The organism is Streptomyces sp. NPDC044061 (genome assembly GCF_056434305.1).
In genome coordinates this window covers 1-26,486 of sequence record NZ_JBWKFL010000063.1, presented here as the reverse complement: position 1 = coordinate 26,486, position 26,486 = coordinate 1, and the positions used below count along the sequence as shown (strand labels likewise).

The window sequence follows — 26,486 nt, the reverse complement described above, 5'->3', positions numbered from 1 at the left end:
CCAAAGAGCCAGACAAATTTGGAGGTTCGAGTGACGAGCCCGACTGAGGCCGACGCGACGCGAAGGCGGTGGATGCGAACCCTTGCGCAGGCGTCACCCCGTCAACTCGCCAGCGCCTGGGGCGCTTGGGAAGCGAAGCCCGAGATCGAGGCGATCCGCGGCCCCGAAACAGGGCTGGTGATGGTCCGCGGCCGTGTGGGCGCCGGCGGGGACCGCTTCAACCTCGGTGAGGCGACGGTGACCCGCGCCACAGTACGACTGCACGGCGGTCCCCTCGCCACAGACACGGTCGGCAGTGCCTACGTACTCGGGACCGACCCCGAGCACGCCTGGTTCGCGGCAGCGTTCGACGGCCTGCTGGCGGACGAGCAGCTGCGCGCACAGGTACTCAACGACGTCGTCACTCCGCTGGAGCGCAGCCAGGAATCCCACGACGACGCCCGACACGCCGAAGCGCGCACCACCAAGGTCGACTTCTTCACGGTCGCAAGGGAAAACCAATGAACACCACGTCCACCACTACTGCGTCGGCGCCCGGGTTCGCCGATCCGGCGATACAAGGCCAGCGCGTGTTCCGCGCCATCCTCGACGCGTGCGCCCACCCCGGCCACTCGTACCGGATCACCGGCCCAGCCCAGGCCCCGCAGGCGCTCGGCACGGGCCTCGCGGCCATCGCGCTGACCCTGTTCGACGACGAAGTGTCGGTGTGGCTGCATCCCACGCTGGCGGAAGATCCCGACGTGGCCTCATACCTGGCGTTCCACACCGGCGCGCGAGTGACGAACGAGCCCGAGTCCGCGAACTTCGTCGTCGCCACCCCGGGCACACTCCCGGCGCTCGATGCGCTCGCGCCCGGCACCGATGAGGCGCCTCACCATTCGGCCACCATCATCCTCGACACGCGGACCCCCGGCCCCGGGGCGCGCTTCACCGCGACGGGCCCCGGCATCGACGGCCAGGTCGAGCTCAAGGCCCCCTGGGCACCTGAAGGCTTCCTGGCCGCGTGGACCCGCAACGGCGCGCTGTTCCCTCGCGGCGTCGACCTGCTCGTCGCCAGCCACGACTCCGTCATCGCACTCCCACGCACCACGCATCTGCGCGCGGTGTCCGATCAGGGTCAGGAGGCCTGATGTACGTCGCAGTCAAGGGCGGAGAGAAGGCGATCGCGAACGCGCACGCGCTGCTCGCCAAGGAAGGTCGCGGTGATCCCAGCATCCCAGGGATCAGCCAGGACGCCGTCGCCGGCCAGCTCCCGGTCCTGGTGTCCCGCGTGATGACCGAAGGGTCGCTCTACGACCCGAACCTCGCAGCGCGAGCAATCCTGCAGAGCCAGGGCGACCTACTCGAAGCGATCACGCTGGTGCGTTCCTACCGGACGACGCTGCCGCGGTTCGGCTACTCCGAACCGATCGACACCGCCGGGCTCGCCCCCCAGCGCCGCGTGTCCGCGACGTTCAAGGACATCCCCGGCGGACAGCAACTCGGTGCCACGTTCGACTACACGCACCGGCTGTTCGCCGACTCCACCGGCGACGGCCCCACCGACGTCGACGTCGACGCCGTGCCCATGCCGCGCGTGTCCGACTTGCTCGGCTCGGAGGCTCTTCTCGAGCCGGACCGTGCCGCTCACTGGACAGACCCGGAACCGGCCGACCTGACGCGCGAACCTACCGTGTTCCCGATGACCCGGGCGGAGCGGCTCCAGGCACTGGCGCGCGGCGACGAAGGGTTCCTGCTCGCCCTCGGGTACTCCACCCAGCGCGGGTATGCGAACACGCACCCGTTCGCCGGTGAAATCCGCGTCGGAGAGGTCGAGGTCGAGTTCGACGCACCGGAGCTCGGTTTCCCGGTGCCGCTCGGGCGGATCGAAGTCACCGAATGTCAGATGATCAACCAGTTCACCGGTAACGCGGACACCCCCGCTCAGTTCACCCGCGGCTACGGACTTGTGTTCGGGCGCGGAGAACGCAAGGCGATGTCCATGTCGCTGGTCGACCGTTCCCTGCGAGCGGACGAGTTCCAGGAACGGGTCGTCGCCCCGGCGCAGGACGAGGAGTTCGTGCTCAGCCACGCCGACAACGTGCAGGCCGCGGGCTTCGTGGAACACCTCAAGCTCCCGCACTACGTCGACTTCCAGGCCGAGCTGCACCTCATCCGGAAGCTGCAACGCGACTTCCACGACAACGCCGGAAGCAAGCAGGAGACGAACGCGTGAGCGCCCAGCAGATCGAATACAACATCGGCTACCTCGACGAACAGACCAAGCGGATGATCCGAAGGGTCCTGCTCAAGGCCGTCGCGATCCCCGGATTCCAGGTCCCCTTCGCCTCCCGCGAGGTACCGCTGCCCCGGGGCTGGGGCACCGGCGGCGTGCAGCTCACCGCAGCGATCATCGGCTCCGGTGACGTGCTCAAGGTGATCGACCAGGGCGCCGACGACACCACGAACGCAGTATCGATCCGTTCCTTCTTCAACCTGGTGGCGGGCGTACCGACCACCACCCGCACCCAGGACGCGACGATCATCCAAACCCGGCACCGCATCCCCGAGACGCCCCTCAGCGAAGGGCAGATCATGGTCTACCAGGTGCCCATCCCGGAGCCGCTGCGATTCCTCGAGGCCCGCGAGACCGAAACCCGGCGCATGCACGCACTCAACGAGTACGGGCTGATGTACGTCAAGCTGTACGAGGACATCGCCAAGTTCGGGCACATCGCCAAGACCTACGACTACCCGGTGCTGGTGAACCACCGGTACCTGATGGCACCGTCGCCGATGCCGAGCTTCGACAACCCGAAGCTGCACCAGAGCCAGGCGCTGCACATCTTTGGCGCCGGCCGTGAGAAGCGCATCTATGCCATCCCGCCGCACACCGACGTCGAAAGCCTCGGGTTCGAGGACTATCCGTTCCAACCGCAGACCTTCGACCAGCCGTGCGCGATCTGTGGGTCCACCGGCGTGTATCTGGACCAGATCATCACCGACAACGACGGCGGCGCCATGTACGCCTGCTCCGACACCGATCATTGCGAGCGGACGGCCGCTCGCGCCGACAAGGAAGAGGCGACCGCATGAGCATCGAGGGTCCGCTCCTGGAGGTGCGAAATGTCGGCCATCGATACGGCGACCGGTTCGGCTGCCGCGGCGTCGACTTCGACCTGTGGCCGGGCGAGGTGCTCGCGGTCGTCGGCGAATCCGGGTCCGGCAAGTCCACCTTGCTCGGTACACTCTCGCAGCGCCTCGACACCAGCGAGGGCAGCATCCGCTACCGGCTCGCCAACGGTGAAGTCGCCAACCTCGCGGAGCTCAGCGAAAGCGCCGTGCGCCACCTCTGGCGCAGCGAGTGGGGCTTCGTGCACCAGAACCCGGCGGACGGGCTCCGCATGCACGTCAGCGCCGGCGGCAACGTCGGTGAACCGCTGATGGCCAACGGGTGGCGCCACTACGGGCGCATCCGCACGGAAGCCACCGACTGGCTCGAACGCGTCGAGATCCCCCGGGACCGGGTCGACGACACCCCCGCCGCCTTCTCCGGAGGCATGCGACAACGGCTACAGATCGCCAGAAACCTCGTCGTCTCACCCCGCCTGGTGTTCATGGACGAGCCCACCAGCGGCCTGGATGTATCCGTACAGGCACGCCTGCTCGACCTCATCCGCTCGATCGTCAGCGACCTGGGACTGGCCGTCATCATCGTCACGCACGACCTCGCCGTCGCCCGCCTGATCTCTCATCGAACCCTTGTGATGAAGGACGGCCGGGTCATCGAGTCCGGTCTGACCGACCGAGTCCTGGACGACCCGCAAGCCCCATACACGCAGCTGCTCGTCTCCTCAATTCTGCAAGGGTGACCATGACCACCGACCAGCCGACCCTCGCCGTCTCCGGCCTGGACAAGACCTTCACCATGCACCTGCAGGGCGGGCAGCGACTCGCCGTGCTGCGCGGACTCGACTTCGACGTGCACGCCGGAGAATGCGTCGTCCTCGGCGGCGCCTCGGGCGCCGGCAAAAGCTCAATCTTGAAGATGGTGTACGGCAACTACGCCGTCGATTGCGGCAGCATCCTCCTTCGCACCGAGAACATCGACATCGACATCGCGACCGCGAACCCCAGAGAGATCCTCGCCGCCCGTCGCCACGCGATGGGATACGTCAGCCAGTTCCTGCGCTGCGTGCCCCGCGTGCCCGCCCTCGAAGTCGTCGCCGAACCACTCATCGCCCGCGGCGTCGACGCCACCAAGGCGTCCGAGCGCGCCGCCGAACTGCTGTCCCGCCTCGGCATCCCCGAGCGCCTATGGGGGCTCCCGCCAGCGACGTTCTCCGGCGGCGAGCAGCAGCGCGTCAACATCGCCCACGGCTTCATCGCCGACCTCCCGATGCTGCTCCTGGACGAACCCACCGCCTCCCTCGACGCCCACAACCGCCGCGTCGTCGTGGAGCTGATTGCCGAGAAGATCGAAGCGGGCACCGCAATGCTCGGCATCTTCCACGACGCGGAAGTCCGCGAAACCGTCGCAGACCGCGTCGTGCCCGTCGAGGACTTCACCCCCATGACCAAGGCAGCCGCGTGAGCCACCGGTACGCGATCTACGCCGCACCCGGCGTGGGAAGCACCGACACCACAGAAATACTCCTCCGTGAGCGCGCAGAATCCTGGCTCGGGCGAAGCGTCACCGGCCGCCCCACCCCCCAGGGCGTGCCAGAGGGGTGGACGCGTTCGGCCGTCGACCGGATCACTCACGACGCACGCCGGTACGGCTTCCACGGCACCCTCAAACCACCCTTCCGCCTCGCCCCCGGACACACCGCCGACGACCTCGCCACCGCCACCGCACAACTGGCCGCATCAACCGCCCACGTCACGATCCCCCGGCTCACGATCAGCCGAATGGGCCAGTTCTACGCGCTCACCCCTGGCGAGGACGCGCCGACCCTGCACGCCCTTGCCGCATCCGTCGTGACAAAACTGGATCACTTCCGGGCGCCGGCGACACCCGAGGAGATCGCGCGGCGAAAACCACACACGCTCACACGGCGCCAGCGGACCCTGCTCACCGAACTCGGATACCCCTACGTACTCGACGAGTTCAGCTTCCACCTCACCCTCACCGACCGCGTGCCGCACGACCAACAGGACCAGGTCGAACAGACGCTACGGCATTGGTTCCGCGACTGCCTCGACCAAAACGTCACCCTCAATGCGCTCGCCATCTTCATGGAAACGGAACCCGGCGCACCTTTCCGTATCCACTCACTCCACCCCCTGGAAGGCTCCCGATGACCAAGGAACTCGTCCTGACCAACACCCGCCTGGTACTCGGCGACGAGGTCATACTCGGCTCGGTGGTCGTCCGAGACGGCCAGATCGCCGACATCAGCACGGGCACCGTGGCGACAGGCAACGACCTCGACGGCGACTACCTGCTGCCCGGCATCGTCGAAGTGCACACCGACCACGCCGAGTACCATCTCAGTCCCCGCCCCGGCGTGCATTGGGATGCGATGCCCGCCGTGCTCGCACACGACGCCCAGATGACGGCCGCCGGCGCCACCACCGTTCTCGACGCCGTCCGCCTCGGATCAGAGCCGAGCAACCGCGAGACGGTGACCCATTCGGCCCGGCGACTCGCAGACGCCATCACGACCGCGGCAACAGCTGGAGCATTCCGAGCCGACCACGCGATCCACCTGCGATGCGAGGTGTCCGCCGAAGACTGCCTGGACCGGTTCGAGGAGTTCGCGGACAACCCGCTCGTGCGACTGGCATCGCTCATGGACCACACCCCCGGCCAGCGCCAGTTCCACGACCTCGCCCAGTTCAAGAAGTACTACATCGGCAAGGGACTCGTCTCCGAGAGCGACGTCGACGCATACGCCGACAAACTCATGCAGGAGGCCTCCCTCCACGCCGACCGCAACCGAAACGCCGTCGCCGAGGGAGCCCGCCGACGCGGCATCACCCTCGCGGCCCACGACGACGCGACAACCGAGCACGTCAAGGAGTCCGCCGGACTCGGAGTACGCATCGCCGAATTCCCCACCACAATCGAGGCGGCCGAGGCCGCCGTCGCCCACAGCCTGTCAGTCGTCATGGGCGCGCCCAACATCGTGCGCGGCGGCAGCCAGTCCGGGAATGTTGCCGCCTCAGCGCTCCTCCAACGAGGACTGCTCCACGTACTCTCATCCGACTACGTGCCCTCCAGCCCCATACAGGCCGTCTTCCAGCTCGTCGCCGACGGGACGGTCCGCCTCGAGGACGCCGTCAAGCTAATCAGCACCAACCCCGCCAAAGCCGTCGGTCTGGACGACCGCGGCGAAATCACGATCGGCAAGCGCGGCGACCTGGTCCGAGTCCGCACGCTCGCGCAGCCCGGCACCCCAGAGCACCCCGCGGGGCTGAGCGTACCGATCGTCCGCACCGTGTACCGGCAGGGCGTGCGCGTCGCTTGACTCCCCCCCCTCGCAAAAATGAGGGGGATTCCTAGCTCACGTTGCCTGCAGCCCGGCGGACCAGCAGGTGCAGGCGTCTCGGTCCTCCCCCGGCCAAAGCCGGGGGTATCTCAAGAGGAAATCTGATGACAACGCAGAAACTCGGCCCTGGCACGTTCGTCGCCGTCGTCGGTGCGAGCGGCGCTGGCAAGGACGCGCTGCTCACGGAGATCCGACGCCATGCGGGTCCGGATGTATCCCTGCCACAGCGGCACATCACGCGTGCACCCGGGCCGGGCGAAAACCACCTTCCGATGACCGCGCACAAGTTCCGCATCGCCTCCGAGGCAGGCCACTTTGCGATCGAGTGGAACGCACATGGCCTGCAGTATGGAATCCCGATCAAGATCGACGACGACATCAAGGACGGACGCTCCGTCGTCGCGAACGTGTCCCGATCCGTGCTCGACGACCTGGCGGCACGCTACGAACACCTTGTCGTCGTCCGCATCACGGTCTCCGAAGCCGTCCGCGCGAGCCGACTGCGGACCCGGGGCCGGGAGGACGCCGACGACATGGCCCGACGGCTCCGGCGCCCCGATCCCGCCCCCAACTACGCGGTGGACGCGGAGATCCACAACGACGGAACCATCGAGGATGGCGCCGCCGCACTGCTGCGCATCATCCGGACAACGCCGCGCCGCACCTCCGCGCCGTCCGCCGTCTCCGAGTCGGCCATCGGACCGGGCGCGCTGCCGGCGGCAGGGATCGTGCACGACGGCTCGACCGTCGACGCCAGCACGCTCGGCCGGTACACGGAGGTCGGGCAGGGTTCTCGGCTCGCCGACGTCGAGCTGGGTGACTACAGCTACTGTGACCAGTACTGCGACCTTGCGAACACGACCGTCGGGAAGTTCTCCAACATAGCGAGCTTCGTGCGGATCGGCGCGACCGACCACCCGCTCGACCGGGCGAGCCTTCACCACTTCATGTACCGCTCCGCGAAGTACTGGCCCGACGCCGAGGACGACGCCGAGTGGTTCGCGAAGCGCCGCTCCCGCCGGACCACGATCGGGCACGACACATGGATCGGGCACGGGGCGCAGGTGAAGCCGGACGTGGTCGTCGGGAACGGGGCCGTAATCGCGTCGGGCGCGATCGTCACGAAGGACGTCCCCCCGTACGCAATCGTCGCAGGCGTGCCAGCGCGGATCATCCGGTTCCGACAGCCGCCCGAGATCGCGCAGCGGCTGGAGCGGCTCGCCTGGTGGGACTGGGACCACGCCACACTCCGCGAACGGCTCGACGACTTCCGCAGGCTCAACGCGGGCGATCTGCTTGACTGCTACGAACTCTGATTGTTGGCGCAGCAAGCTAAAATCGGCCCATCTCGATGCGCCCGACGAGTCGCCTTTCGACGACTTCGTGCCGGACGCGTACAGCCCCGTCGACGACTCAGAGCAGAGCTACGAGCAGATCAAGAGACGAACTCGGCTGGGCCGACTTCAAAGTCCGCTCCGACCGCGCCATCCGCCGCCACCAGACCCTGGTCCAACTGCGCCTTCTCCTTCTGCTGGGACCAATGGTTCGCCCCACCCAAACCCTCGATGCCACCGCACCCGACCCGAGGTCAAACGACGGGCCACAGAGGGCGCCCAGCCAAACCCCACCAGCCCTAACTGCCCTGCTGGCCCAGAGCCTTACGAGCCGTCCGTACCTGGCTCACCCCCGCCACCACCCTCAACCGGTGGTGGCGAGCATGAACGGACAAAGCCCGCCCCCGCTTGGCGGCACTGTGCCGGACCGGCTGATGACCTGACACGCAAGGTCCCGAACAAACTGTGGTGAGGTGCGGTGTCTGATGCTGGACAGATTGTGGGTCGCGGGGGCGGGCAGGGTCTGGTCAGGATGGTGGTCACTGTTAGGTGACGAGGCTGGAGGAGGGTGTGCAGACGTTCGAGACGTCGGACACATGCTCGGGCTTGTTGGCGGCACCGCGCTCACTCTGTTGGTCAAGTCAGTGGTGATCGCCTCGCTCTGAGCGAGGCTGGACCCCCCTGACAGCATCTGAGGCCTGACGGGAGGTCAGGGGCCCGGATGCTACGTCTGCGGGGCAGCCGGGCGGCCCGTATGAGGAGTGGTCGCTCGGCAGCCGCGCGGGCATGACCGGGACCGCGGCGGAATGCGAGCCAGTGCGGTGGTGAAGGTCCCGAGGCGCCTTCTCGACGTGAGGGACGGACGCCTCGGAACCATCGCTTCCGCCGCGGTCCCCGTCACATCGAGAGCCGCGCATCAGCCTGGCTTGCACCGCCGCAAGGCCCACGACGTTGGCAGGGCGGACGGCTGGCCGTCGTCCCGCGACTGCGTGCTCGCTCTGCGACGCCGGCTCGCTTGTCGTGGTAGGTGAAGCGGCGTCGGCAAAGCGGTCCGCCCCCCACCGGGCGGAGAGACGGCGCAGGTGACGTGGTCCTGGGCGCTGGGAGCCCCCTCTATGCCTGCGTCTGAGTGTTCTCGTCTTCCTGGTCGGTGGATGCGTCCTCTGCAGGGTCTGCTGGGTTGGCGGGTTCAGGTGTCGATACGAGGCCGTACAGGACGGTTCGTCCTTGCCGGGTTCGCTTGGCGGTGCCTGTTGCGACGAGGCGTTCGAGGGTGTTGCGGACGATGGGGATGTTTCGTGCGCGTTCGGGGTGCTTTTGTTCCAGTTCGTCGCGGACTTCACCGGCCGTGCGGGGTTCTCCCTTGCGGCTGTCCAGGATGCCTGCCAGGAGTTCACCCAGAGTGGGTGCGGCAGCGCCCGTCTTTGCAGTCTTCTTCGTAGTTTTTGCCTCTTTGGTCGGTGCTGTTCTCGTGTCTTTGGCTGCTGTGCGTGGTTGCGGGACTGCCGGCTCCTCGGCGGCCGTGGCCTTCGATGCCGCGTCGTCGGCGGGTCGGCGCGCTGTGTCCATGGTGGTTGTGGTGTCCGTGTCGGCCTGGCCATCGGGCAGGGAGGCCTGGATGCCGGCTAGCCATGTCTCCTCTGCCTGCAGTTGGGCGAGGCGTGCGTGGAGTTCTTCCACTTGCCGGGCGAGGTCTTGTTGTTCGGTGCGGTTGTGATCGAGGTCGGTTGCGACTTGTTGTGCGTAACGGCTCTGGATCGGGGTGGTGGTGGCTGTGTCGGTCACGGCTCACGCTCCCATCGTTGTTGGGTGAGGGCTGGATGTTACTACCCGGTTGCGGTACAGACCTTGCCGTGTGCGCGGGTATCACGCAAAGAAGGGTCCGTGCTGTGGGGTGAACCCCGGCCGCCCAGCGCCAGCAAGGAACGAACGCAGGAACTCGCCTGCAGCGTCGGACGCACCCGCCTGCTGCAGGGGGCCGAGTGGATGCATCCGCGCGCCCCATTCCACTCCCACAAACCCGCTGCCAGGCGGCCATCGGTTGATCTTGCGTGGGCATCCCCGGCTTCGGCCGGGGATGGAAACTGGGACGCCTTGCCGCGGCCATCGACACCGTTCTGTCCGTGATCTGCGAGGCCAGTGCCGCCGCCGGGTTCCTACGATGGGATGGCTCGCCCACCAGCTCCGCGCCTCGCAGGTAAGGCGCGGGCATGCGGGTCGGTGAGCAGGACGAAGTCGAGTTCGCCCAGGTCGTTCAGTCCGGCGCCGGCGGGGAATTCGACCAGGTCATGGGCGGCAGGCTGCGAGCGAAGATCGCCAGGCCGAGGCCGGCACGGGTGGCGGCGAGCACGACGTTGGCGCCGTGCGCCGTGCAGACCACGCGGTCGCGGACAGTTGTCTGCTCGAACGCCTGCACGGCCAGTGCCCGGCTGGGGCTGGACGCCTGGTAGACGATCAGTGGCACCGGCCGTCCGTCATCCCAGCGCAGGCCGGTGCTCTCCGCGGGCGCCGACCCTTCCCGCCCCCGGCAGTGGTCTTCAGGAAGACGACATCGACGTGGCCCGATTCCACCCGACATTGCCGGGACACGCCTTGGGAAACGGTGAGATCCGACGCGACGCCGAGGTTGAGGTGCCGAAAATTGCGCAGGATGCGCGGCACTTGGGTCAATGCGAGATCATCCGATACCCCGAACCGCAATCGGCCCCGTACTCCGGCGCTGGTGCACATAGTGCGCTGCCTGGGCGTGCGGGGCGAGGATGGAGATGGCGAAGGCGAACCGCCTTCCCGTCAACGGTCAGCGTCACACTGCGGGCAGACTGGATCAGCAGCGGCCTGCCCACCGCCTGCTCGAGCTTGCGGATGTGCCCGTTCACCGTGGGCTGCCCCAGCACCGACGCCGGTGCGGCCTGAGTGAAGCTCAACGACTGTGCCACCGCCAGACGACCGCCCTTGCTCCGGAGAAAATTTCACAACCCGAACCCGCAGCTAGCATAAACCTATCGCGAACAGCAATAGGAATTATTGTATCGATTTCCTTTCTTAATTGCGGTGTGGGCCCAACGATGGAGGAAGTGACCCACCAACAAAGGAGGCACTCCGTCATGACCGGGGCGGCAGAAGGACACGACAATTCCCACACCAGGCCACTCACCCCACGAAGACATAACGAACTTCGTTTAGGCGGCAGAGGCGGCGTCCAACCGCCGCCACGCGACCATCCAACGGAGGAAACTGCGTTCTATAAGCGGGGCACCGTCCTGACCGCGCTCATGCTGGTCACGGCGCTAGCGGCACTCGACTCTGCCATCGTCGCCACCGTCAGTCCGCAAATCGTTGGCAGCCTCGGTGGCTTCTCTCAATTCTCCTGGCTGTTCTCCGGCTACTTGCTCGCCGTGACGGTCTCCCTGCCCGTCTGCGGCAAGCTGTCGGACACCCTCGGCCGTAAACCAGTGCTCATCACTGGCGCGGTCCTGTTCCTGCTCGGCTCCCTACTGTGCGCCAGCGCCTGGAACATGGCGGCACTGATCGCCTTCCGCATCGTCCAAGGCCTCGGCGGCGGCGCCCTCCAGGCCACGGTCCGTACCATCGCCGCCGACCTGTACCCCCAGGAAGAACGCCCCAAAATCCTGGCCCGAATCGCCTCGGTCTGGGCGGTGTCGGCGATCGCCGGCCCCGCTCTGGGGGGCATCCTCGCCTCGTACGCCAGCTGGCGTTGGATCTTCCTGATCAACCTGCCGCTGGGCGCGGTGGCACTGTGGCTGATCACCCGCCACCTCCACGAGTCGGGCCGCCGATCGGCCCACCACCCACCCGTCGACTGGGCCGGAGCCCTCGCGGTGTTCGCCTGCGCAAGCGTGCTGCTTACCGCGCTGGTACAGGGTGGGGTGGCCTGGCCCTGGCTGTCCGCTCCCTCCGTCGCCCTGTTCGTGACCAGCCTGGTTCTCGCCGCCATCGTGGTCTCTATTGAACGGCGGGCCAGCGACCCCATCATGCCCGGCTGGGTATGGCGCCGCCGACCCATCGCCTCCGTCAACGTCGCCTTCGGCGCACTGGGTCTGCTGTGCGCCGCCCCTGTCCTGGCTCTGCCCACCTACGCCCAGTCCGTGCTGGGTCTAACCCCCGCAGCTGCCGGACTCGTCGTAACCGTCTGGTCCGTCAGTTGGCCCATCTCCTCGGCCCTCAGCCGGCACCTCTTCCAGCGCATTGGCATCCGCAACACCGCGATGATCGGCGTCGGCGCGGCGGCGCTGCTCCTGTCCGCGTTCCCTCTCCTTCCCTACCCCGGCCAGCCCTGGCAGCCGGTGATCCTGATGTTGCTGCTGGGTGCGGCCCTCGGCCTGGTCCAGCTCCCTCTAACCGTCGGTGTCCAGTCGACGGTAGAATGGTCGCAGCGGGGAACGGCCACCGCCTCCATCCTCTTCTGCCTCGAGATCGGCCAGACGATCGGCGCAGCGGCCTTCGGCACCATCATCAACCGGGTGCTGTCAGCCCGACTCGGCAGTGCGAGCGACCTCGACTCAGTGACACGAGTGCTCCACCCCGGAACCACTCCCGAGGCAACCAGGCAAGCCATCTCCGACGCCGTCCGCACCGCCTACCTGGGCGCGGGATGTGTAGCAGCGCTCGCATTCCTGCTCCTGCTGACTCTGGCACCACGCCGCTTCCCGGTCCTCCAAGAATGATGACAAGGCTAAACAACTTCGTTAGCTATCCCTGGTGTTGTGCACGTATGGTTGTGTGCATGGAGTTGCTGCGGATGTCCAAGGCTGCGAAGCGCCTTGGGATACATCCGATGACGTTGCGTCAGTGGGCGTTGGACGGCGAGATCCCGTTTACGTGGGTCGGGCGTGAGCGCCGGTTCTCCTCGGTGGATGTGGAGAGCATGAAGCGCGGCAGTGACTCCTCAACTGCGCGTGGGCGTCGGGAGTTGCTGTATGTGCGTGTGTCCCGCTCGTCCGGGCAGGAGGTCTCTTTGGAGGCCCAGGAGGCCGAGTCGCGGGCCACCTCCACGGGCGAGATCGTCGAGGTCGTCCGGGATCGCGGTTCGGGTTTGAAGGAGAACCGGCCTATCTATCAGCTCCGCCACGGTGCACCCCGCCGGGCCTGACGGGAGCGTCGAGCACGCTCCCGCTGCCGCGCTTGGTCCGGCGGGTATGGGTGAGGGCCCGAGTCAGTCAGGGTGCTCGGGCCCTCACCGTGTTTGCGTGTCCACCGGGGGGATTGGACACGCAAACACGCGGCGGATTGCTTGACGAATTCCGGCTGTTGGATACGGGCTGCCGGGTGCATCGGGGCAGGGCTGTGTGGCACGGGGTCCTGTGGAGCTGGCCTTATGCCTTGCCGTCAGCGGTTCCGTCCTTGGCGCGGGGGCTCAGAAGGAGACGAAGGCGCCGGCCTGGTGGTACTGGCCGAGCGTGCCCTGGGCGGTGCCGACGGCCCCGGCGGTGGCGGCCTGGGCCTGGCCGAGGATGTCCTGGTCGCTGATCACGGTGGCTCCGGCGAAGACGCTGGCGTGCGGGCTCAGGCCGCCGGCGACGTCGTCGAGGTCGGCGTCGGAGATCTCGGCGGTCTGGAGAGCGGAGTTCATTTCGGGACTTCCCTTCGCATGGGTGTGGCACAAGGGGCGGTGTCGCTGGGGACGGCGAGCCGCTGCGGCCGGGGGTGTGCGGCGTCCGTTTCCGGAATTCTTCGCTCCACCCGCGACGTCATGATCAAACCACGGAGTGCGCCGGTAATGTCTTCAACGGGCGCCAGGGTCAAGGCTGTTGAACTTCCGGGTTACCTATCTGTGTGTGCGTGGGCGCGAAGGAGAAGCAGTTTCTCCACATGCTTTGTCACATCCTGAAGTGACTGTGGTTGCCACAGCTGTTCTGAAGGGGACACTCCACGCGAACAGTGCACGGCTGCGCAGATCTCCCTACCCACCCGCCGTCACTCGTGCCTCCATTGCATAATCGCTGTGAAGATTCGCGGCAGCCAGTTCTTTATTAGCCGTTCAACATTTTCCGGTCTTCTTGACCGCTCCGCCTTGCGGTTGTGGTTCGGCAGCGGGGGGACTGCCGTGGGAGGCGGGTCCCGCTCCCGGGCCTGTACGACCCCGCCACTCAGCCCCGGGTGACGGGCCTGACGGCACGCCCGTCACCCGGCCAAACCCGGCCAGGGCGGCCCCGACATCGACATCCTGGTGGCACGGCCCGCGTCCCACCTGAACGACTACCGGGCCACCGGCCACTGCCAGCATCTGATGGCGGCCGAAGAAGAGACACGACGGCGTCCGTGTGGCACACGGCCACCGGTACCGACCGCCAGACCATGTGGCTCCAGGAGGCCCGGTATGCGATCGAACTGATGGCATGCCGCGAACCCCGCGACCTGACATACCAACACGACCCCAAGCGGCATCTTCGGCGACAGCCTTCCCGTGGAGGGGATGGCTCACCGGCCCACAGCGACATCCTCGGCGCACCACGCCACCGCGCCTACCATCAACGGAACGACAGCCCGGCCGACTGCGCTCAAACATCCGCTCTGTCCGAGCGGGCCGCCGCCACGCTGCGGCAGGAGAGCCACATCAGTGTTCCGAGCGTGTGGCTGCCGGAGGTGCCCTACCTCACCGAACTGCACGCCCACACCCTCATGCAGGAACAGGCACGGAACTGACCACCCTGCGGTCTGCGCCCCGCACCCGGCACCCTGCACAGCGGCCCCACGCCCAGACAGCCCCGTTCCGGTGCGGGCCGCCCTGCTGTGCCCCAGGCCCTGCTGTGCGATCTCGGTTTGGGTCGTTAAGCGTGCCGTCCTCCACGGTGAGACCAACCGGTGCGCGCCCCACCGGCAATCCCCCTCGCCTGTGCTGCGAGCGCCCCGGCACTGCCGGGCCGCGCCGTGCCCTCACCGCACCGTGCGTCCTGCGTCGAGCACGGCTTCCGGCGCGCCGGATTCGCAGCGCTGATACTGCGGTACGAGCGCGACAAGACCAGCTACTTCCACCGTCAGGGGCCTACCAGCATTTCCCGGCTGGCCGTGATCGTCCCGCCTGCCGACGATAGAGCCGTGCCTCTGGTAACCGGGGGCGTTGCGCGCCGGGCGCAGCAGTGCTGCGGATCTGGGGAGCTGCACCCCCCTGACGTTTACGGCTACGTACCCGTACCCTAGGGGGGTGGAAGGGAGCACGATGATGTCCGACGCCAACGTCCGCATCCCCGAGGAAGCCCGGGATCGGCTCGCTGCCATAGCGGCAGCCGAAGGCATGTCGCTGCGCGCCTACCTGGCCCGGCTGGCCGAAACCCTGCTCACCCCCGCCGAACGAGCGGCCCGGGCGGAGCAGGCACGCGCCGCCTTGAAGGAGTGGACCGGCTACGCGCCGACCCCGGCGGAGGAACGGGCCCTCGACAGCGAACTGGACCGCCGGCTGACCCAAGCGGGGGCGCAGTGAGCGACGCGATGCACATCGTCCTCGACGACTCCGCCATGGCCGCAGCCGGCCGCGGCAACGCCCTCGCATCCCGGTTAATCCACCGCGCCCACGCGGAGACCGGCTGGTACCTCTACGCCCCGGCCTGCGCACTGGTCGAAGCTGACCGCGCCCGACCCGGCACAGCAGAGCACCTCGCCGCCCTGCCCGGCATCACCGTCCTGGACCTGGACCTGCCCGCAGCCCTGGCGGTGGCCCAGCAGGGCACCTGGGCCGCCGCGCACGCCCAGTACGCTGCACAGCCCACCGCGGACCGCCCCGACGGGGCGATCATCGCCACCACTGCTCCCGAGCGGTGGCTGGGCGAGCCCGTCCGGGTCCTGGACCTCAATCCCTGACGAAGCTCCCATCAGCCCTATCGCAGCACGGCTTGCCGTTCTCGACCTGGAGCCTGGCCAAGCTGGCCGACTTCCTGGTCGCCGAGGGGGTGGTCGACGACATCAGCCACGAGGGCCTGCGGGCACTCCTCCGCGAGCAGGGCGTCTCGTTTCAACGCGTGAAGACCTAATGGGCAGTGACGGGGTGATCGAGACCCAGTGAAGACCAGGACCAGCGAGTTCTTCTTCCAGACCGGTCCGGTCACCCCAATGGGGAGCGATCCGGAGCCCCTACCCATCGCCGGGGTGCAGCCTCGTTCGTGGAACGGGCCCGGATCTGGGGGGCAAGGCCGAGGTCTGGCATTGCTCTGAGCCGAGAGCTCTTTGTGTAGGCGGATCCCGCTCTTGCCCCCTCTTCCTCGCCTCGCTTGGCGATCGGCTATTGGTGATCGTGGTCCGAGCCACTCGCAGGGGACACCTCTCACATGACCGGGAGCCGTTCAGCTCCAGTACGGACTGGGGGCCCTGCGGGCAGCTGGGGTCACGAACGGCTAATCGGATGCCGGGCCATCGAGCCCTTCCATTAGGGAGACGCGTGCCCCGCGCGGCTGCGGCCAGCCGCACTGTCCCGAGACGAGAGGATGCAAGCACCACGATGACCGTCACCTGCGGGATCGACTGGGCCAGCGACCACCACGACATCGCCCTGGTGGACCACGAAGGCGTCCTGGCCGCACGAGCCAGGATCACCGACGACGGTGCTGGGATCGAGCAGCTGCTCAAACTCCTGGCCGAGCACGGAGACCGTGAGGATGCCCCGATACCGGTGGCCATCGAGACCTCGCGCGGTCTCCTGGTCGCCTGTCTCCGCGCGACGGGACGGCCTGTCTATGCGATCAACCCGATGGCCGCCGCCCGCTATCGCGAACGTCACGCAGTGACCCGCAAGAAGTCTGACCACCTCGACGCCATGGTCCTGGCCAACATCCTGCGGACCGATCGAGCCGCCTACCGCACGCTGCCCTGTGACAGCGAACTCGCCCAGTCCATCGCGGTGTTGGCCCGGGCCCAGCAGGACGCGGTCTGGGACCGCACCCAGATGAGCAACAGACTCCGCTCCCACCTGCGGGAGTATTTCCCCGGCTTCCTCGCTGCGTTCGAGAACGTACGCGAGGGCCTGTGCCACCCCATCGCCCGGGTCGTCCTCGCGGCCGCCCCGACCCCGGAACAGGCGGCCCGGCTTACCCGCACCCAGCTGCGGTCGCTGCTGAAGAAGGCCGGCCGCAAGCGGGCTATCGACACCGAGGCCGAGCGACTTCGCGAGATCCTCCGCCACCCTCAGATGCGTCAGCCTGCGCTGGTCGAGCAGGCCATGGGGAGGCAGACAACCGCTCTGCTGCGGCAGCTGGACGCCGCGTGCACCAGCGCGGACGACCTCGCCACCGCGACCGTTGAATCCTTCGACGCCCATCCCGACGCCGCGATCATCACCAGCTTCCCCGGCCTGGGCGCCCTCACCGGTGCCCGGATACTCGCCGAGATCGGAGACGACCCATCCCGCTTCGCCGACGCCAAGGGCCTCAAAGCTTTTGCCGGGGCCGCCCCCGTCACCCGGGCCTCCGGCAAACACCTCGCCGTCATGGCCCGCAAAGTCAAGAACCAGCGGCTCGCTGCGGTCGGCTACGTCTGGGCCTTCTCCGCCCTGACCGCCTCACCCGGCGCACGCGCCCACTACGACCGCCGCCGAGAAGCCGGAGATCGTCACACCGCAGCTCAGCGCAACCTTTACAACCGGCTTCTGGGCTGCCTCCACCACTGCCTCAGCAACCGCGTCGCCTACAACGAGAGCACAGCATTTCCCACCCCAATCCCCGAACTACAAGCCGCAGCTTGACGAGCAAAGCGCATCGGATGTCTGGAAGACCTCCCGCGACCCCGACTACGCGGCCAAGAAGGCCCGTGTCGAACACCTCTACGCGATCGCCGACGGTGACGTTATACCCGAGGAAGGCGAGCCCGAAGTCATCTTCTGCGTGGATGAGTTCGGGCCGCTCAACCTCCAGCCCCACCCCGGCCGGCACCGGGCCGAACGCGGCGGGACGGCACAACGACCCTGACCGCGATCCCCGGCCCCGCCGCCGGGCGACCTACACCCGCCCCGCACGGGGCCCGCCACCTGTTCGCCGCATACGACCTGGCCAAAGACCAGCTCTACGGACACATCAAGAAGACCAAGAACAGGTCGAAGTTCCTGGAGTTCTGCCGATACCTGCGCTTGCTGCACCCGATGGACGTACGCATTGCGATCGTCTGCGACTGCCCGAGGAGGAGCCGGCGCTCAGCCGGCCAGAGAGGGGGCACTCCGCCATCCCACCAGCCGCAGCCGGCCTGCCGGCCCCAGGCACTACTACGGGCGTCCGTGGCTGGTTGACGCCCTGGGCTACGCTGCAACGCTATTGGAGGGCATGGTCGACGAAGCCCCCGCCCGCAGCACTCCAAGAACTGATCAACACCGTCGCCAGCGGCAGACCTCTTGATCTCTACCGCCCGGTCTAACAAACCACCGCTAGTAGGCCCCGGACAGACGGCCAGCTCGGAACCGCCCGATGGCTGGGGAGATCGAGGCGGAGGGTGTCGACGGGCCATCACCGGCCGATACGGTGCAGCTGGGCCTGGAATTTGTAGCGGAGACTCGTGGGTCTACCTCCTTTGCTTCCTTTCCCTACCGACGGCTGGGGCCGGTTCTCACGGGCTGACACATGGCTCGCGAAGTCCGCTTCGTCGTCCCGCCGGGAACGGTCGGGCGCAGGCGTGGTTAGCCGAGGCACAGCCCGAGCAGACAGACCTCTGTCGGCGACGTTGGCACCCGTGAGGGGCTGGTCTGGGGTGTGTTCGGCTTCGTGCTGTCGGCTTTCGCGGGCGTCGGCGGCTGTTGCGCTGTCGTGCGGGAGTGGTTGGGGGCGGCGACGCGGGCGGCCGGGGTGGTGCTCTGTGGCTGCGGGGTCGGTGTTGCGGCCGGGCGGGCCGGAGTTGCGGTGTCCGGCCGGGCGTTCGGTGACGTCGTGGGGGGCGGTGTTGCGAGGGGCTGCTGCCGTGGTGCGTTGGTCGTCGTCGGCGGCTGCGGCCGGGAAGGGGTGTGTGACGGTCGCTGAGTGTGTTGAGCGGTCGCCGGCGCGGCGGCCGGAGGCTTCTGCATGGCACCCGTCTCCCGGTCGTCCGGTGCCACGGCTGCCTGTGCCCGGTCGGTGGGGTGCCGGTCCATCATGGCGATGCTCAGGCCGCCTCCGACGAGTGCGACAGCGCTCGCGACCGCCGCCCGGCGCTTGTTCTTCCTCCAGCGGGCCAGCCGGCGACGGCGTGCCGCACGTCCCTGTCGCGGCAGGTCCTCGACGTCGGCTGCGACGTGCGGGGCCATGGCCAGGGCGGCGCTGGACTCCGCGTCACTGTCCAGGAAGCTGTCGTGCCATGGCCCGGAGGCCGCGGAGGCCGCGGGGGCCCGGTGAGCCGTTGCGGCCGAGCTGGCGCTCGTCATTGCCGGGGCCGACCTGCTGTGGCCAGCGGTGGCGGGCGGGCCGATGTCTGGGGCGTAGGCGCCGCACCCGGGGCACATCAAGGCGCCGTTGAGGTGCCGACGGCACGAGGAGCAATAATCCATCTGCGGTTTCCGGTCTTCCTTGTTCGACGTGCCGTCAGCCCGCCGGGCCACGGCTTTGTCCTTGAGCGAGGACAGGACACGCGGGCGTACCCGCGCCGAGTCCGCCTACGGCGGCGACCCGCGCCACTCCGGCTGACCGGCCGCAACGGCTCCGGTGTTGTCGTCCCGGCGACCTGCTTGCTGACCTACATTTCGTCCGATCAGCAATTCCGCTGCCTGGTGCTGCGTGTGTTCCGCGGCGAGTTGAGCTTCGGCGACGGCGTCACCGCGTTCGCGTATCAGGTCCTCATAGATTGGCAGATCGTTTTCAGTTGAGCGGTGTGTCATGGGTGGCCCAGTTTCATGGCGGATCAACAATGAGGCCGGTCCGTCGGTCCACTGTCAGGCTGGTTGAGCCGGGCAGCGGTCCCGCGACCGATCAACAAATAGATGACGCCGGGAGGTCATAGTTAAGGCCCACGAGTAGACTCTCAATGGCCATCGTGAAAATGTCCTGTGATCACCAGGGCAGCCAGTCCGTCGTGCCCCGTACGAATTCGACGACATTCGCGCGGTTCGCGGCGAGCAAGAACAACAGGATCCAGAGAGCCCGCAGGGCCGCGCAGTGTCGGCGATTGCACGGATGGCGGTGACCGTACGCCGTGTGGTGGCATGACGGCGCACAGCGCAACCCGGGCCCGGAGGCTCATTGTAGGCCTGGTATCCGGGAACAAGGTCGATGTTGCTCACTGAGAAATCCCATCTGCCGTAGTGCCGAGTACGCGCGCTCGCGCCAGGTGCCGAAATTCAGCCGGGTCGGGCACCTTGCTCCTTCGTCCTTCTGCGTTCCGCATGTACTGCGGCGTTACACCACCGTCCGTGATGCCCCCAATATCGCCGCCTATACGGCCAATTGCCCAAATATTCACGTCGCAGGGTACTTTTCTGGACTGAATGGAACGGTCTGATTCGGGTGCCGGCGGTCTCCAGCCGCCGGTGTTTGCGTAATTAGTGACCAAGTCATGAAGAAGGTCAGTGTGTCCCTTCATGAAGGTGTCAGTCTCGCAATCATCCGCGCCCCCCGTGACACTCCTGATTGTGCGGTGCGCTGTTGGGAGTGACTTCGGGCAGGGACATGGCGCCCTTCCACCGGGGGAGGGTATGGAGGCGCCGCTGTGCGGGGGCAGCCTCGGTTTCCCCCTGCCCCTGCCGCCCGGCTTGGAGAGCCGTGTGGCGGTGGGTGTCCCCGGGGGGTGTGACGGCCCGGCACTCCAGTGCGCTGTAGGAATGGGCACAGGGCCCCGTGGCACCTGCTCGCCCCCTGTCGAGTGGGCGGTCACGCAATAGGGGCAGGCAGGCGAATCCCCCGTCGTCTGCCTGCCCCGCGCGTACCCCCGCGAGAGAGAGGGTGTATCGGGCCTGGTCAACCGAGACTCGAACGACCGCACACCGCAACTGTCGGGCCTGGGGGACGACGAGCAAGGCGATGATCGGAGTGGGTGTGCAGGGTCTGCTGGCGGACCGTCATGAGGTGCAGGAGCTATTGGGACGCGGCTCGATGGTCGAGGTGTGGCGGGCCCACGACCAACTCCTCCCGCAGATCGCTGCCCGGCTCAACCACCCCAACATTGTGGTCTTGTATGACTTCCGTTCACACCATGATCACCCCCACCTCGTCACGGAACTCATCGACGGCTGGAACCTGGCTCAGGAACGCTCCCAGCGCAGCGCCCTGGTCCCGGCCGAGGCAGCAGTCATTACGGCCAAAGGGCCGCCGGCCTCTCCGTGGCGCACCAGCAGGGAGTGGTCCACCGGGACATGAAATCCGCCAACCTGATGTTGACCACAGACCGGACGGTCAAATTCTCGGTCCTGAAGGGCTTCGGCGCCATCGCCTACCCTCCGTCCGCCAGGACGCCACCCAGGCCGTTTCACAGGGGCGACGAGGGCGGCGAGTGGCCAGGCAAGCACGACCATGGGAAAAGGGGAAGGGACGGCAACCGTACTCCGGCGACTCAGCCGCTGGGGGACGCGGCGTGCGCCGTCAGGGCGGGCAGACGGAACCAGGTTCGTCGGCGTGAGGACTGCTGCGCAGTCGTACGGGGTCGGCGGGTGTCAGGCGCAGATGGGAACCGCGCGACCCGACTGGACCGGCACTGGTTCTGCCCTCCTCCGCAGCACGGCCGCACAACTTCGAACGACCGGCTGGCAGGCCCACATCCTCCCCACGCCCGACCCGGTCCCGGCTGTGGGAGTCGGCGGTTTGCGCTCATTGAATGAGGGCCACTTCTTTACCGAGGGGTGTGGGTGGGCGTCCTTGGCTACAGCCCGCAGGAGCCGCGGTCGAGGTGGAAGTAGCGGGCGTTGGCCCAGCGGCACAGCCGGATGCCGAAGGTTACGCCGACGATGGTGACCAGGGCGGGCAGGTATCCGCCGGCGACCTGGACGATCGGGATTGCCGGGCACCCGCCTGAGACCGCCCAGCCCGTACCGAACAGCACTGCGCCGGGGATCACGCTGGCGTGAACGCGCTCCGGGCTGCGGCGGATCCGCAGCAGAGCGAATGCGCACACGATGATCACGACGGCGCCGGCGAAGGAGAGGAGCATGCGCAGGTCCTGGAAGGTGAACATGCGGTTCAGCTCGGTGTAGTCGCCGAAGCCGATGTTGGAGACGGTATAGCCGAGAGTGAGGCCGGTGATGATGTTGGCCAGCAGAATCGCGCCCCGAGTACGCATCAGATCACCTTCCACAGCAGGAACGACACCGCGACGGCGGTGCCGAAGAACACGGCGGTCGCAACCAGGCTGACCGGGCGCAGACGGCCGCAGCCGTTGAGTCCGTGGCCGGAGCTGCAGCCACCGGCCAGCCGGGTGCCGAAGCCGACCAGCACGCCTCCGACGAACAGCAGGACGATCATGGTGGTCGGATTTGCGGTGACCACGTTCCGGAATCCCGGGCCCATGTCGAAGCGGAGGTGGAACCGCCCCGAGGTGACCGAGGCGATCAATCCGCCGAAGAAGATCGAAACCAGCAGCGCAGCCTGGGTGACCAGCGGGGCCGGACCCGGCCCCGTGACCGAGGTGTCCTCACCCGCCGTCGGTTCGACCTCCGTTTCTACCAGTTGTGACATCCCGCTCGGATCCGACGGCACGGTGGGCGCGCCGGGGCTGGTGCCGAAGTGCTCCGCTGTAGCTGCGGCGAGAGCGTCGGCGAGAGCACGCTCGTCGGTGAACTCCTCGTCCATCCGCTCGAGGCGGCGCTCCCTGCGCCAGTGCAACACGCGATCCCACGCGGACGACACCCCGAAAGACCGATCCGTGGTGAGGGCGTAGTTGATGGTGATCAGAGCGAGCCCGGCAGCGCCGGCCCACCAGGGCCAGTAGCCACTCATGCGGGGCCTCCCGTCCAGTCGGTGAATCGAGCCCACCAGCTGCGCTTCGAGCTGGGCGCCTGCCGGGCGTGTCGAGATCGGCGGTCTGGAGGCTGGGGAAACCGTGGGGGTGATGACGGTCGGTGATGCGAGACCGGCATCGGCGCAGATGCCGCCCCGAACTGAGCCGTGGTCCCCGGTGCCGCGGTCAAAGCTTCTGACGGCTCTGGTGACTGGGCCGGTGCCGGCTGCGACCAGAACGCGCCCTCCGGCGACCACGGATTGTCCTCTGCTGACTGGGCCTGCTGAAGTCTCTGCTCTGGGCTGGCGGCGCAGGACCTGTCCGCGTCGGCGGCAGCGTCTTCGAGGTGTCGCGCGCGGGCTCCGTTGGGCAACAGACTGATCGGCACGCGCTCACCGGTGAGTGACACCTGGTAGCGCGCACAGCCAAGCCACTGATCCTCGCTGTCGCAGTAGTAGTCGCGCCAGCCTTGCAAGCTCGCCCTAAGTAGCGGGAAGAGGGGGCATCCTGCGGCGTGCGAGCAACCCACGTTGCTCCCTTCTGAGCGGCGCACACCCGTTCGGTGAGGGCGGTTGCCGTTCTCGATTTCGTGCCCTCGCCGCGCCAGGTCGACGATCTCAAAGCGACGCAGTGACGGCCTGTCACAATACGGAGCTGTGCCCTCCGTTCCTTCGACCGCGCGAGATGGAACCACTCTTTCGGTGTCCCAAGCAACCTCAAGGAGGATCCCGACCGTGCCCCCTTGACGTCGCTGAGTGAGTTACGCCGCGCCACACCTGTACTCCTATGTCCCTCATATAGGGATGCTCGCGGCCGGTAGCGAGATCGCCTGAAGCGGGATGCGAACCCGTGGCCGACTCGCCTGGTGAGGGGGAGTCAGGTCTTCGTGGAGGCGGTGTACATATGGGTGTTGGTTATGGCGAAAATGTGAATTCGGCTGTGACGAAACTGTTGAATTTGCTGGACGCAAATGAGGACGCCATGGAGGGGGATCATGTGCCAACGTGCTGTCTGCCGGTGATGCCGGAAGGTCACCTATGAGGGCTGCGGGAGACACGTGGAGGAAGTGCTCGCCGACGTGCCAAAACCTCAGCAGTGCACATGTGAGCCGGCGAAGCACAGGGATGCACAGGCAGGGGAGCCGATGACTCGAACGGAACCGATGCCGGTCCGACCGAGCAGGCCGCCGCGACGCACACAGGTTCCTCGACACCCGGACGGTTCATGCAGCCGATCGACGGGTGGCCGGTGGGCCCAGCTCGTCACTTGGATGAAAAGCCCGCCATGACATTCGGCGGCGCGCGCCAGGCCGCAGCAGCGCTTCGGATTTCGGGAGCTGCAGCCCCCAGGTGTTTACGGCCACGTACCCGTACCTTAGGAAGGCGGAAGGGAGGACGACGATGTCCGACGCCAACGTCCGCATCCCCGAAGAAGCCCGGGACCGGCTCGCCGCCATAGCGGCAGCCGAAGGCATGTCGTTGCGCGCCTACCTGGCCCAGCTTGCCGAAACCCTGCTCACCCCCGCCGAGCGAACGTCGCGGACCGAGCATGCCCGCGCCACCTTGAAGGAGTGGACCGGCTACGCGCCGACCCCGGCGGAGGAACGCGACCTCGACAGCGAACTGGACCGCCGACTGGCCCAAGCGCGGGCGCAGTGAGCGACGCGATGCACACAGTCCTGGACGACACCGCCATAGCCGAAGCCGGCCGCGGCAACGCCCTCACATCCCGGTTAATCCACCACGGACCACCCCGACAGGGCGATCATCACCACCACTGCTCCCGAGCGGTGGCTCGGCGAGCTGGACCGGGTTCTGGACCCCAACCCTCTGACGAAGCTCCCATCTGAGGCGTCCCCCGGAGTGTGGACACGGGGTTCATACTGCGAGTGTGAGTTTACGTTCTTGCTGGTGCCGTTGTTCAAACTCGGCTGGCGAGAGGTAGTCGAGGGCACTGTGACGCCGTCGGGCGTTGTAGTAGGTCAGCCACTGGAAGATCTCCAGCCTCGCCTGACGCATCGTGGTGAACAGCCGCTGGTGCATCGTCTCCCTCTTGAGGCCCTGCCAGAACGACTCGGCGAGGGCGTTGTCGTAACTCGAGCCGACCCGGCCCATACTCCTGCGGATCCCGAAACCGTCGCAGACATGCGCGAACGCGGCCGATGTGGTCTGCGAGCCCCTGTCCGCATGGAAGATCACCCCGTCCACGTGGCCGCCGCGGGTCGCCACCGCCATCGTCAGGGCGTCGATGACCAGTTCCGTGCGCATGTGAGTGGCCATCGACCAGCCGAGCACCCGGCGTGAACAGATGTCGATGACACAGGCGAGATACAGCCACGTCCCGCCGACCTGCACGTATGTGATGTCGGTGTGCCACGAACGCAGGAGGAGAGGTTCAGAAAATGTAGGTCGGCACCTCTTTGAATGCGGTGCTGCGTGAAAGATGAAGGTAGGCCCTTCGGAGCCGCCCTACGGGGGGAGGCTTCAAACCGCCACATGCTGCGTTGGCCGAAGACCGTCGTGGTGAGCGATGTGGAAAAGGCGCCCATGAGGCGTCAGGTGGGGACCAGGAAGGCGAGCGCAAGCGAATCGCTGATGACGTGTCGAAAACGTATTTAGATGGCATCGAAACTGGGGGTGTAGATATGGCTCCAGGACAAGTCTGGCGGACACCCGTCTACTGGCCAGACGGTGCCCGGCATGGAGGCGACGCGAGCCTGGTCTGCTGCTTTCACGTGGAACGTGGGAAGGCGAGTCCCGATAGTCCTGCCTCATGGGCAGGGAGAGGGAGTGTCCCGAAGCGGCAGAAACCGCGAGGGATCGAGTACCGGGGCGGGACTCGCCGGCGGACCGGCTCGTAGTAGTGATGAAGTCTCTGTAATGGGGATGGAGCGAAGGGGCCGGGTCATCCGTGGCTGTGTTCGTTCGATCAACCGGGTGTGTCCTGGGAGGAGTCGGGTGGGCGAGCTGAAGTCGCCAGGGAAGTCGTTTGAGATCTCGAAGTGGGAAGTATGGGAGGCATGGGAGAAGGTCAGGGCTAATAAGGGAGCGCCGGGTGTGGATGGTTGCTCGATCGAGGACTTCGAGAAGGATCTGAGGGGCAATCTCTTCAAGATCTGGAACCGGATGTCCTCTGGCAGCTACTTTCCGCCCCCGGTGCGAGCGGTGGAGATTCCCAAGCCGCATGGCGGTGGCACCAGAATTCTCGGCGTTCCCACGGTAGCGGACAGAATTGCACAGACCGTAGTGGCCGCCCGTTTGGAGCGCGAGGTGGAACCGAAGTTCCATCCGGACTCTTATGGGTATCGGCCCGGCCGGTCGGCGCTGGACGCGGTGGAAAAGTGCCGAGAACGCTGCTGGAAGAAGGACTGGGTCGTCGACCTCGACATCCAGAAGTTCTTCGACAGCGTCCGCTGGGACCTCATCGTCAAGGCTGTGGAAGCGCACACCGACGCCGTTTGGGTGAAGTTGTACGTCCAGAGATGGCTCGAGGCGCCGCTTCAACTACCCGATGGCACCTTGCAGATGCGAGACCGAGGGACCCCGCAAGGGTCATCGGTTTCGCCCGTGTTGGCGAATCTGTTCCTGCACTACGCGTTCGACATGTGGCTGGCTCGGGAGTTCCCGAACGTCCCCTTTGAACGCTACGTGGATGACGCGGTCGTGCACTGCGTCAGCGAGCGCCAGGCCAGAACACTGGTGGAGGCGATCGGGAACCGGATGGAAGAGGTCGGGCTGCGTCTGCATCCCGACAAGACCCGGATCGTCGTGCGGCACGAGGCCGCTCGGAGTGAGTGGATACGTAGATGGGAGGGCCGGCTGATGTCGGTGACGTAGTCCCAGGCCAGTGCTCAAGA

The 26,486-nt window shown here is 67.1% G+C and carries 27 protein-coding genes and 5 pseudogenes; 23 read left to right on the top strand and 9 right to left on the bottom strand.

Translation table 11 applies throughout. The features are described 5' to 3' along the window. Window positions 1-30 precede the first annotated feature (30 nt). The 10 genes and pseudogenes from phnG to AC07CM_RS45430 all read left to right on the top strand — a co-directional run. The gene (gene phnG / locus AC07CM_RS45475) at window positions 31-504 is read left to right on the top strand and encodes a phosphonate C-P lyase system protein PhnG (RefSeq protein WP_478882441.1); all 474 of its coding nucleotides are present in this window, start codon (window positions 31-33) and stop codon (window positions 502-504) included. Further along, the gene (gene phnH / locus AC07CM_RS45470; RefSeq protein WP_478882440.1) at window positions 501-1,130 is read left to right on the top strand and encodes a phosphonate C-P lyase system protein PhnH; all 630 of its coding nucleotides are present in this window, start codon (window positions 501-503) and stop codon (window positions 1,128-1,130) included. The genes phnG and phnH overlap by 4 nt, the downstream gene beginning before the upstream one ends. Next, window positions 1,130-2,215, top strand: coding sequence for a carbon-phosphorus lyase complex subunit (locus AC07CM_RS45465; protein WP_478882439.1), 1,086 nt, complete (start codon window positions 1,130-1,132; stop codon window positions 2,213-2,215). Before phnH ends, AC07CM_RS45465 begins: the two co-directional genes overlap by 1 nt. Further along, on the top strand, window positions 2,212-3,075 hold the full coding sequence (locus tag AC07CM_RS45460; RefSeq protein ID WP_478882438.1) for an alpha-D-ribose 1-methylphosphonate 5-phosphate C-P-lyase PhnJ: 864 nt from the start codon (window positions 2,212-2,214) through the stop codon (window positions 3,073-3,075). Before AC07CM_RS45465 ends, AC07CM_RS45460 begins: the two co-directional genes overlap by 4 nt. Further along, on the top strand, window positions 3,072-3,851 hold the full coding sequence (phnK, locus tag AC07CM_RS45455) for a phosphonate C-P lyase system protein PhnK (RefSeq protein WP_478882437.1): 780 nt from the start codon (window positions 3,072-3,074) through the stop codon (window positions 3,849-3,851). The genes AC07CM_RS45460 and phnK overlap by 4 nt, the downstream gene beginning before the upstream one ends. Window positions 3,852-3,853: 2 nt before the next feature. Continuing rightward, window positions 3,854-4,573: a phosphonate C-P lyase system protein PhnL gene (phnL, locus tag AC07CM_RS45450; RefSeq protein WP_478882436.1), complete on the top strand. Its 720-nt coding sequence runs from the start codon at window positions 3,854-3,856 to the stop codon at window positions 4,571-4,573. Continuing rightward, window positions 4,570-5,283, top strand: a complete 714-nt coding sequence (locus AC07CM_RS45445; RefSeq protein ID WP_478882435.1) for a DUF1045 domain-containing protein — start codon at window positions 4,570-4,572, stop codon at window positions 5,281-5,283. The genes phnL and AC07CM_RS45445 overlap by 4 nt, the downstream gene beginning before the upstream one ends. After that, window positions 5,280-6,452: an alpha-D-ribose 1-methylphosphonate 5-triphosphate diphosphatase gene (locus AC07CM_RS45440; protein ID WP_478882434.1), complete on the top strand. Its 1,173-nt coding sequence runs from the start codon at window positions 5,280-5,282 to the stop codon at window positions 6,450-6,452. The genes AC07CM_RS45445 and AC07CM_RS45440 overlap by 4 nt, the downstream gene beginning before the upstream one ends. 125 nt (window positions 6,453-6,577) lie before the next feature. Next, window positions 6,578-7,789, top strand: coding sequence for a phosphonate metabolism protein/1,5-bisphosphokinase (PRPP-forming) PhnN (gene phnN, locus AC07CM_RS45435; RefSeq protein WP_478882433.1), 1,212 nt, complete (start codon window positions 6,578-6,580; stop codon window positions 7,787-7,789). Between the two features lie 100 nt (window positions 7,790-7,889). Beyond that, window positions 7,890-8,250 (top strand): annotated as a pseudogene (locus AC07CM_RS45430) (IS701 family transposase); the annotation flags it as partial. A 670-nt stretch (window positions 8,251-8,920) separates the two neighbouring features. Here the strand turns inward: AC07CM_RS45430 and AC07CM_RS45425 are convergent. From AC07CM_RS45425 to AC07CM_RS45410, 4 genes are all read right to left on the bottom strand, one after another. Further along, entirely contained in the window at window positions 8,921-9,592 is a 672-nt protein-coding gene (locus AC07CM_RS45425) for a hypothetical protein (RefSeq protein WP_478882432.1), read from the bottom strand. A 469-nt stretch (window positions 9,593-10,061) separates the two neighbouring features. Beyond that, window positions 10,062-10,373: a LysR substrate-binding domain-containing protein gene (locus AC07CM_RS45420; RefSeq protein ID WP_478882455.1), complete on the bottom strand. Its 312-nt coding sequence runs from the start codon at window positions 10,371-10,373 to the stop codon at window positions 10,062-10,064. Then, window positions 10,262-10,537, bottom strand: coding sequence for a LysR substrate-binding domain-containing protein (locus tag AC07CM_RS45415; protein WP_478882431.1), 276 nt, complete (start codon window positions 10,535-10,537; stop codon window positions 10,262-10,264). Before AC07CM_RS45415 ends, AC07CM_RS45420 begins: the two co-directional genes overlap by 112 nt. Beyond that, a complete protein-coding gene (locus tag AC07CM_RS45410) occupies window positions 10,474-10,743 on the bottom strand; it encodes a helix-turn-helix domain-containing protein (protein ID WP_478882430.1) in 270 nt (89 codons plus the stop codon). Before AC07CM_RS45410 ends, AC07CM_RS45415 begins: the two co-directional genes overlap by 64 nt. 168 nt (window positions 10,744-10,911) lie before the next feature. On the opposite strand from AC07CM_RS45410, the gene AC07CM_RS45405 reads away from it, so the two are divergent. Together AC07CM_RS45405 and AC07CM_RS45400 are read left to right on the top strand one after the other, a co-directional pair. Further along, window positions 10,912-12,492: an MFS transporter gene (locus tag AC07CM_RS45405; protein WP_478882429.1), complete on the top strand. Its 1,581-nt coding sequence runs from the start codon at window positions 10,912-10,914 to the stop codon at window positions 12,490-12,492. A gap of 59 nt (window positions 12,493-12,551) precedes the next feature. Continuing rightward, a complete protein-coding gene (locus AC07CM_RS45400) occupies window positions 12,552-12,917 on the top strand; it encodes a helix-turn-helix domain-containing protein (RefSeq protein WP_478882428.1) in 366 nt (121 codons plus the stop codon). Between the two features lie 264 nt (window positions 12,918-13,181). Here AC07CM_RS45400 and AC07CM_RS45395 read toward each other — a convergent pair whose 3' ends face one another. Next, window positions 13,182-13,397 carry a hypothetical protein gene (locus AC07CM_RS45395; protein ID WP_478882427.1) on the bottom strand — a complete coding sequence of 72 codons (216 nt, stop codon included), beginning with the start codon at window positions 13,395-13,397 and terminating at the stop codon, window positions 13,182-13,184. Between the two features lie 689 nt (window positions 13,398-14,086). Between AC07CM_RS45395 and AC07CM_RS45390 the strand changes: the two genes are divergently transcribed. The 7 genes and pseudogenes from AC07CM_RS45390 to AC07CM_RS45360 all read left to right on the top strand — a co-directional run. Then, window positions 14,087-14,470, top strand: coding sequence for a hypothetical protein (locus AC07CM_RS45390; RefSeq protein ID WP_478882426.1), 384 nt, complete (start codon window positions 14,087-14,089; stop codon window positions 14,468-14,470). 517 nt (window positions 14,471-14,987) lie between these two features. Then, complete coding sequence (locus tag AC07CM_RS45385; RefSeq protein ID WP_478882454.1) at window positions 14,988-15,245, top strand: hypothetical protein; 258 nt, start codon at window positions 14,988-14,990, stop codon at window positions 15,243-15,245. Between the two features lie 8 nt (window positions 15,246-15,253). Continuing rightward, window positions 15,254-15,622: a PIN domain-containing protein gene (locus AC07CM_RS45380; protein WP_478882453.1), complete on the top strand. Its 369-nt coding sequence runs from the start codon at window positions 15,254-15,256 to the stop codon at window positions 15,620-15,622. A 20-nt stretch (window positions 15,623-15,642) separates the two neighbouring features. Further along, window positions 15,643-15,789, top strand: a pseudogene (locus AC07CM_RS45375) (IS630 family transposase); the annotation flags it as partial. 467 nt (window positions 15,790-16,256) lie between these two features. Beyond that, the gene (locus AC07CM_RS45370) at window positions 16,257-17,495 is read left to right on the top strand and encodes an IS110 family RNA-guided transposase (protein ID WP_478882425.1); all 1,239 of its coding nucleotides are present in this window, start codon (window positions 16,257-16,259) and stop codon (window positions 17,493-17,495) included. A 22-nt stretch (window positions 17,496-17,517) separates the two neighbouring features. Beyond that, window positions 17,518-17,918: pseudogene (locus tag AC07CM_RS45365) on the top strand (transposase); the annotation flags it as partial. Window positions 17,919-17,938: 20 nt separating this feature from the next. After that, a pseudogene (locus AC07CM_RS45360) lies at window positions 17,939-18,138 on the top strand (IS701 family transposase); the annotation flags it as partial. A gap of 278 nt (window positions 18,139-18,416) precedes the next feature. On the opposite strand, the gene AC07CM_RS45355 reads toward AC07CM_RS45360, so the two are convergent. Next, window positions 18,417-19,211, bottom strand: a complete 795-nt coding sequence (locus tag AC07CM_RS45355) for an SCO2400 family protein (protein WP_478882424.1) — start codon at window positions 19,209-19,211, stop codon at window positions 18,417-18,419. Window positions 19,212-19,433: 222 nt separating this feature from the next. Between AC07CM_RS45355 and AC07CM_RS45350 the strand changes: the two genes are divergently transcribed. Together AC07CM_RS45350 and AC07CM_RS45345 are read left to right on the top strand one after the other, a co-directional pair. Continuing rightward, the gene (locus AC07CM_RS45350; protein ID WP_478882423.1) at window positions 19,434-19,571 is read left to right on the top strand and encodes a hypothetical protein; all 138 of its coding nucleotides are present in this window, start codon (window positions 19,434-19,436) and stop codon (window positions 19,569-19,571) included. A 1,150-nt stretch (window positions 19,572-20,721) separates the two neighbouring features. Continuing rightward, complete coding sequence (locus AC07CM_RS45345; protein ID WP_478882422.1) at window positions 20,722-21,057, top strand: hypothetical protein; 336 nt, start codon at window positions 20,722-20,724, stop codon at window positions 21,055-21,057. Between the two features lie 499 nt (window positions 21,058-21,556). On the opposite strand, the gene AC07CM_RS45340 is transcribed toward AC07CM_RS45345, so the two are convergent. Next, window positions 21,557-21,973 carry a YeeE/YedE thiosulfate transporter family protein gene (locus tag AC07CM_RS45340; protein ID WP_478882421.1) on the bottom strand — a complete coding sequence of 139 codons (417 nt, stop codon included), beginning with the start codon at window positions 21,971-21,973 and terminating at the stop codon, window positions 21,557-21,559. Beyond that, entirely contained in the window at window positions 21,973-22,629 is a 657-nt protein-coding gene (locus tag AC07CM_RS45335; protein ID WP_478882420.1) for a YeeE/YedE family protein, read from the bottom strand. The genes AC07CM_RS45340 and AC07CM_RS45335 overlap by 1 nt, the downstream gene beginning before the upstream one ends. Window positions 22,630-24,030: 1,401 nt before the next feature. On the opposite strand from AC07CM_RS45335, the gene AC07CM_RS45330 reads away from it, so the two are divergent. After that, on the top strand, window positions 24,031-24,288 hold the full coding sequence (locus AC07CM_RS45330; protein WP_478882419.1) for a hypothetical protein: 258 nt from the start codon (window positions 24,031-24,033) through the stop codon (window positions 24,286-24,288). A 219-nt stretch (window positions 24,289-24,507) separates the two neighbouring features. Here the strand turns inward: AC07CM_RS45330 and AC07CM_RS45325 are convergent. After that, window positions 24,508-25,005: pseudogene (locus tag AC07CM_RS45325) on the bottom strand (IS3 family transposase); the annotation flags it as partial. Window positions 25,006-25,587: 582 nt separating this feature from the next. Between AC07CM_RS45325 and ltrA the strand changes: the two are divergent. Next, the gene (gene ltrA / locus AC07CM_RS45320) at window positions 25,588-26,466 is read left to right on the top strand and encodes a group II intron reverse transcriptase/maturase (protein WP_478882418.1); all 879 of its coding nucleotides are present in this window, start codon (window positions 25,588-25,590) and stop codon (window positions 26,464-26,466) included. The last annotated feature ends 20 nt before the right edge of the window (window positions 26,467-26,486 follow it).

What these genes read in the sequence shown, in the direction of transcription:
- phnL (WP_478882436.1), top strand. Translation starts at nt 3,854, where the DNA reads ATGACCACCGACCAGCCGACCCTCGCCGTCTCCGGCCTGGACAAGACC.
- AC07CM_RS45400 (WP_478882428.1), top strand. Translation starts at nt 12,552, where the DNA reads ATGGAGTTGCTGCGGATGTCCAAGGCTGCGAAGCGCCTTGGGATACAT.
- AC07CM_RS45335 (WP_478882420.1), bottom strand. Translation starts at nt 22,629, where the DNA reads ATGAGTGGCTACTGGCCCTGGTGGGCCGGCGCTGCCGGGCTCGCTCTG.
- AC07CM_RS45345 (WP_478882422.1), top strand. Translation starts at nt 20,722, where the DNA reads ATGATCGGAGTGGGTGTGCAGGGTCTGCTGGCGGACCGTCATGAGGTG.
- phnH (WP_478882440.1), top strand. Translation starts at nt 501, where the DNA reads ATGAACACCACGTCCACCACTACTGCGTCGGCGCCCGGGTTCGCCGAT.
- AC07CM_RS45440 (WP_478882434.1), top strand. Translation starts at nt 5,280, where the DNA reads ATGACCAAGGAACTCGTCCTGACCAACACCCGCCTGGTACTCGGCGAC.
- AC07CM_RS45355 (WP_478882424.1), bottom strand. Translation starts at nt 19,211, where the DNA reads ATGTGCCCCGGGTGCGGCGCCTACGCCCCAGACATCGGCCCGCCCGCC.
- AC07CM_RS45385 (WP_478882454.1), top strand. Translation starts at nt 14,988, where the DNA reads ATGTCCGACGCCAACGTCCGCATCCCCGAGGAAGCCCGGGATCGGCTC.
- phnN (WP_478882433.1), top strand. Translation starts at nt 6,578, where the DNA reads ATGACAACGCAGAAACTCGGCCCTGGCACGTTCGTCGCCGTCGTCGGT.
- AC07CM_RS45395 (WP_478882427.1), bottom strand. Translation starts at nt 13,397, where the DNA reads ATGAACTCCGCTCTCCAGACCGCCGAGATCTCCGACGCCGACCTCGAC.
- AC07CM_RS45405 (WP_478882429.1), top strand. Translation starts at nt 10,912, where the DNA reads ATGACCGGGGCGGCAGAAGGACACGACAATTCCCACACCAGGCCACTC.
- AC07CM_RS45370 (WP_478882425.1), top strand. Translation starts at nt 16,257, where the DNA reads ATGACCGTCACCTGCGGGATCGACTGGGCCAGCGACCACCACGACATC.
- AC07CM_RS45415 (WP_478882431.1), bottom strand. Translation starts at nt 10,537, where the DNA reads ATGTGCACCAGCGCCGGAGTACGGGGCCGATTGCGGTTCGGGGTATCG.
- AC07CM_RS45330 (WP_478882419.1), top strand. Translation starts at nt 24,031, where the DNA reads ATGTCCGACGCCAACGTCCGCATCCCCGAAGAAGCCCGGGACCGGCTC.
- phnK (WP_478882437.1), top strand. Translation starts at nt 3,072, where the DNA reads ATGAGCATCGAGGGTCCGCTCCTGGAGGTGCGAAATGTCGGCCATCGA.
- AC07CM_RS45380 (WP_478882453.1), top strand. Translation starts at nt 15,254, where the DNA reads ATGCACATCGTCCTCGACGACTCCGCCATGGCCGCAGCCGGCCGCGGC.
- AC07CM_RS45465 (WP_478882439.1), top strand. Translation starts at nt 1,130, where the DNA reads ATGTACGTCGCAGTCAAGGGCGGAGAGAAGGCGATCGCGAACGCGCAC.
- AC07CM_RS45340 (WP_478882421.1), bottom strand. Translation starts at nt 21,973, where the DNA reads ATGCGTACTCGGGGCGCGATTCTGCTGGCCAACATCATCACCGGCCTC.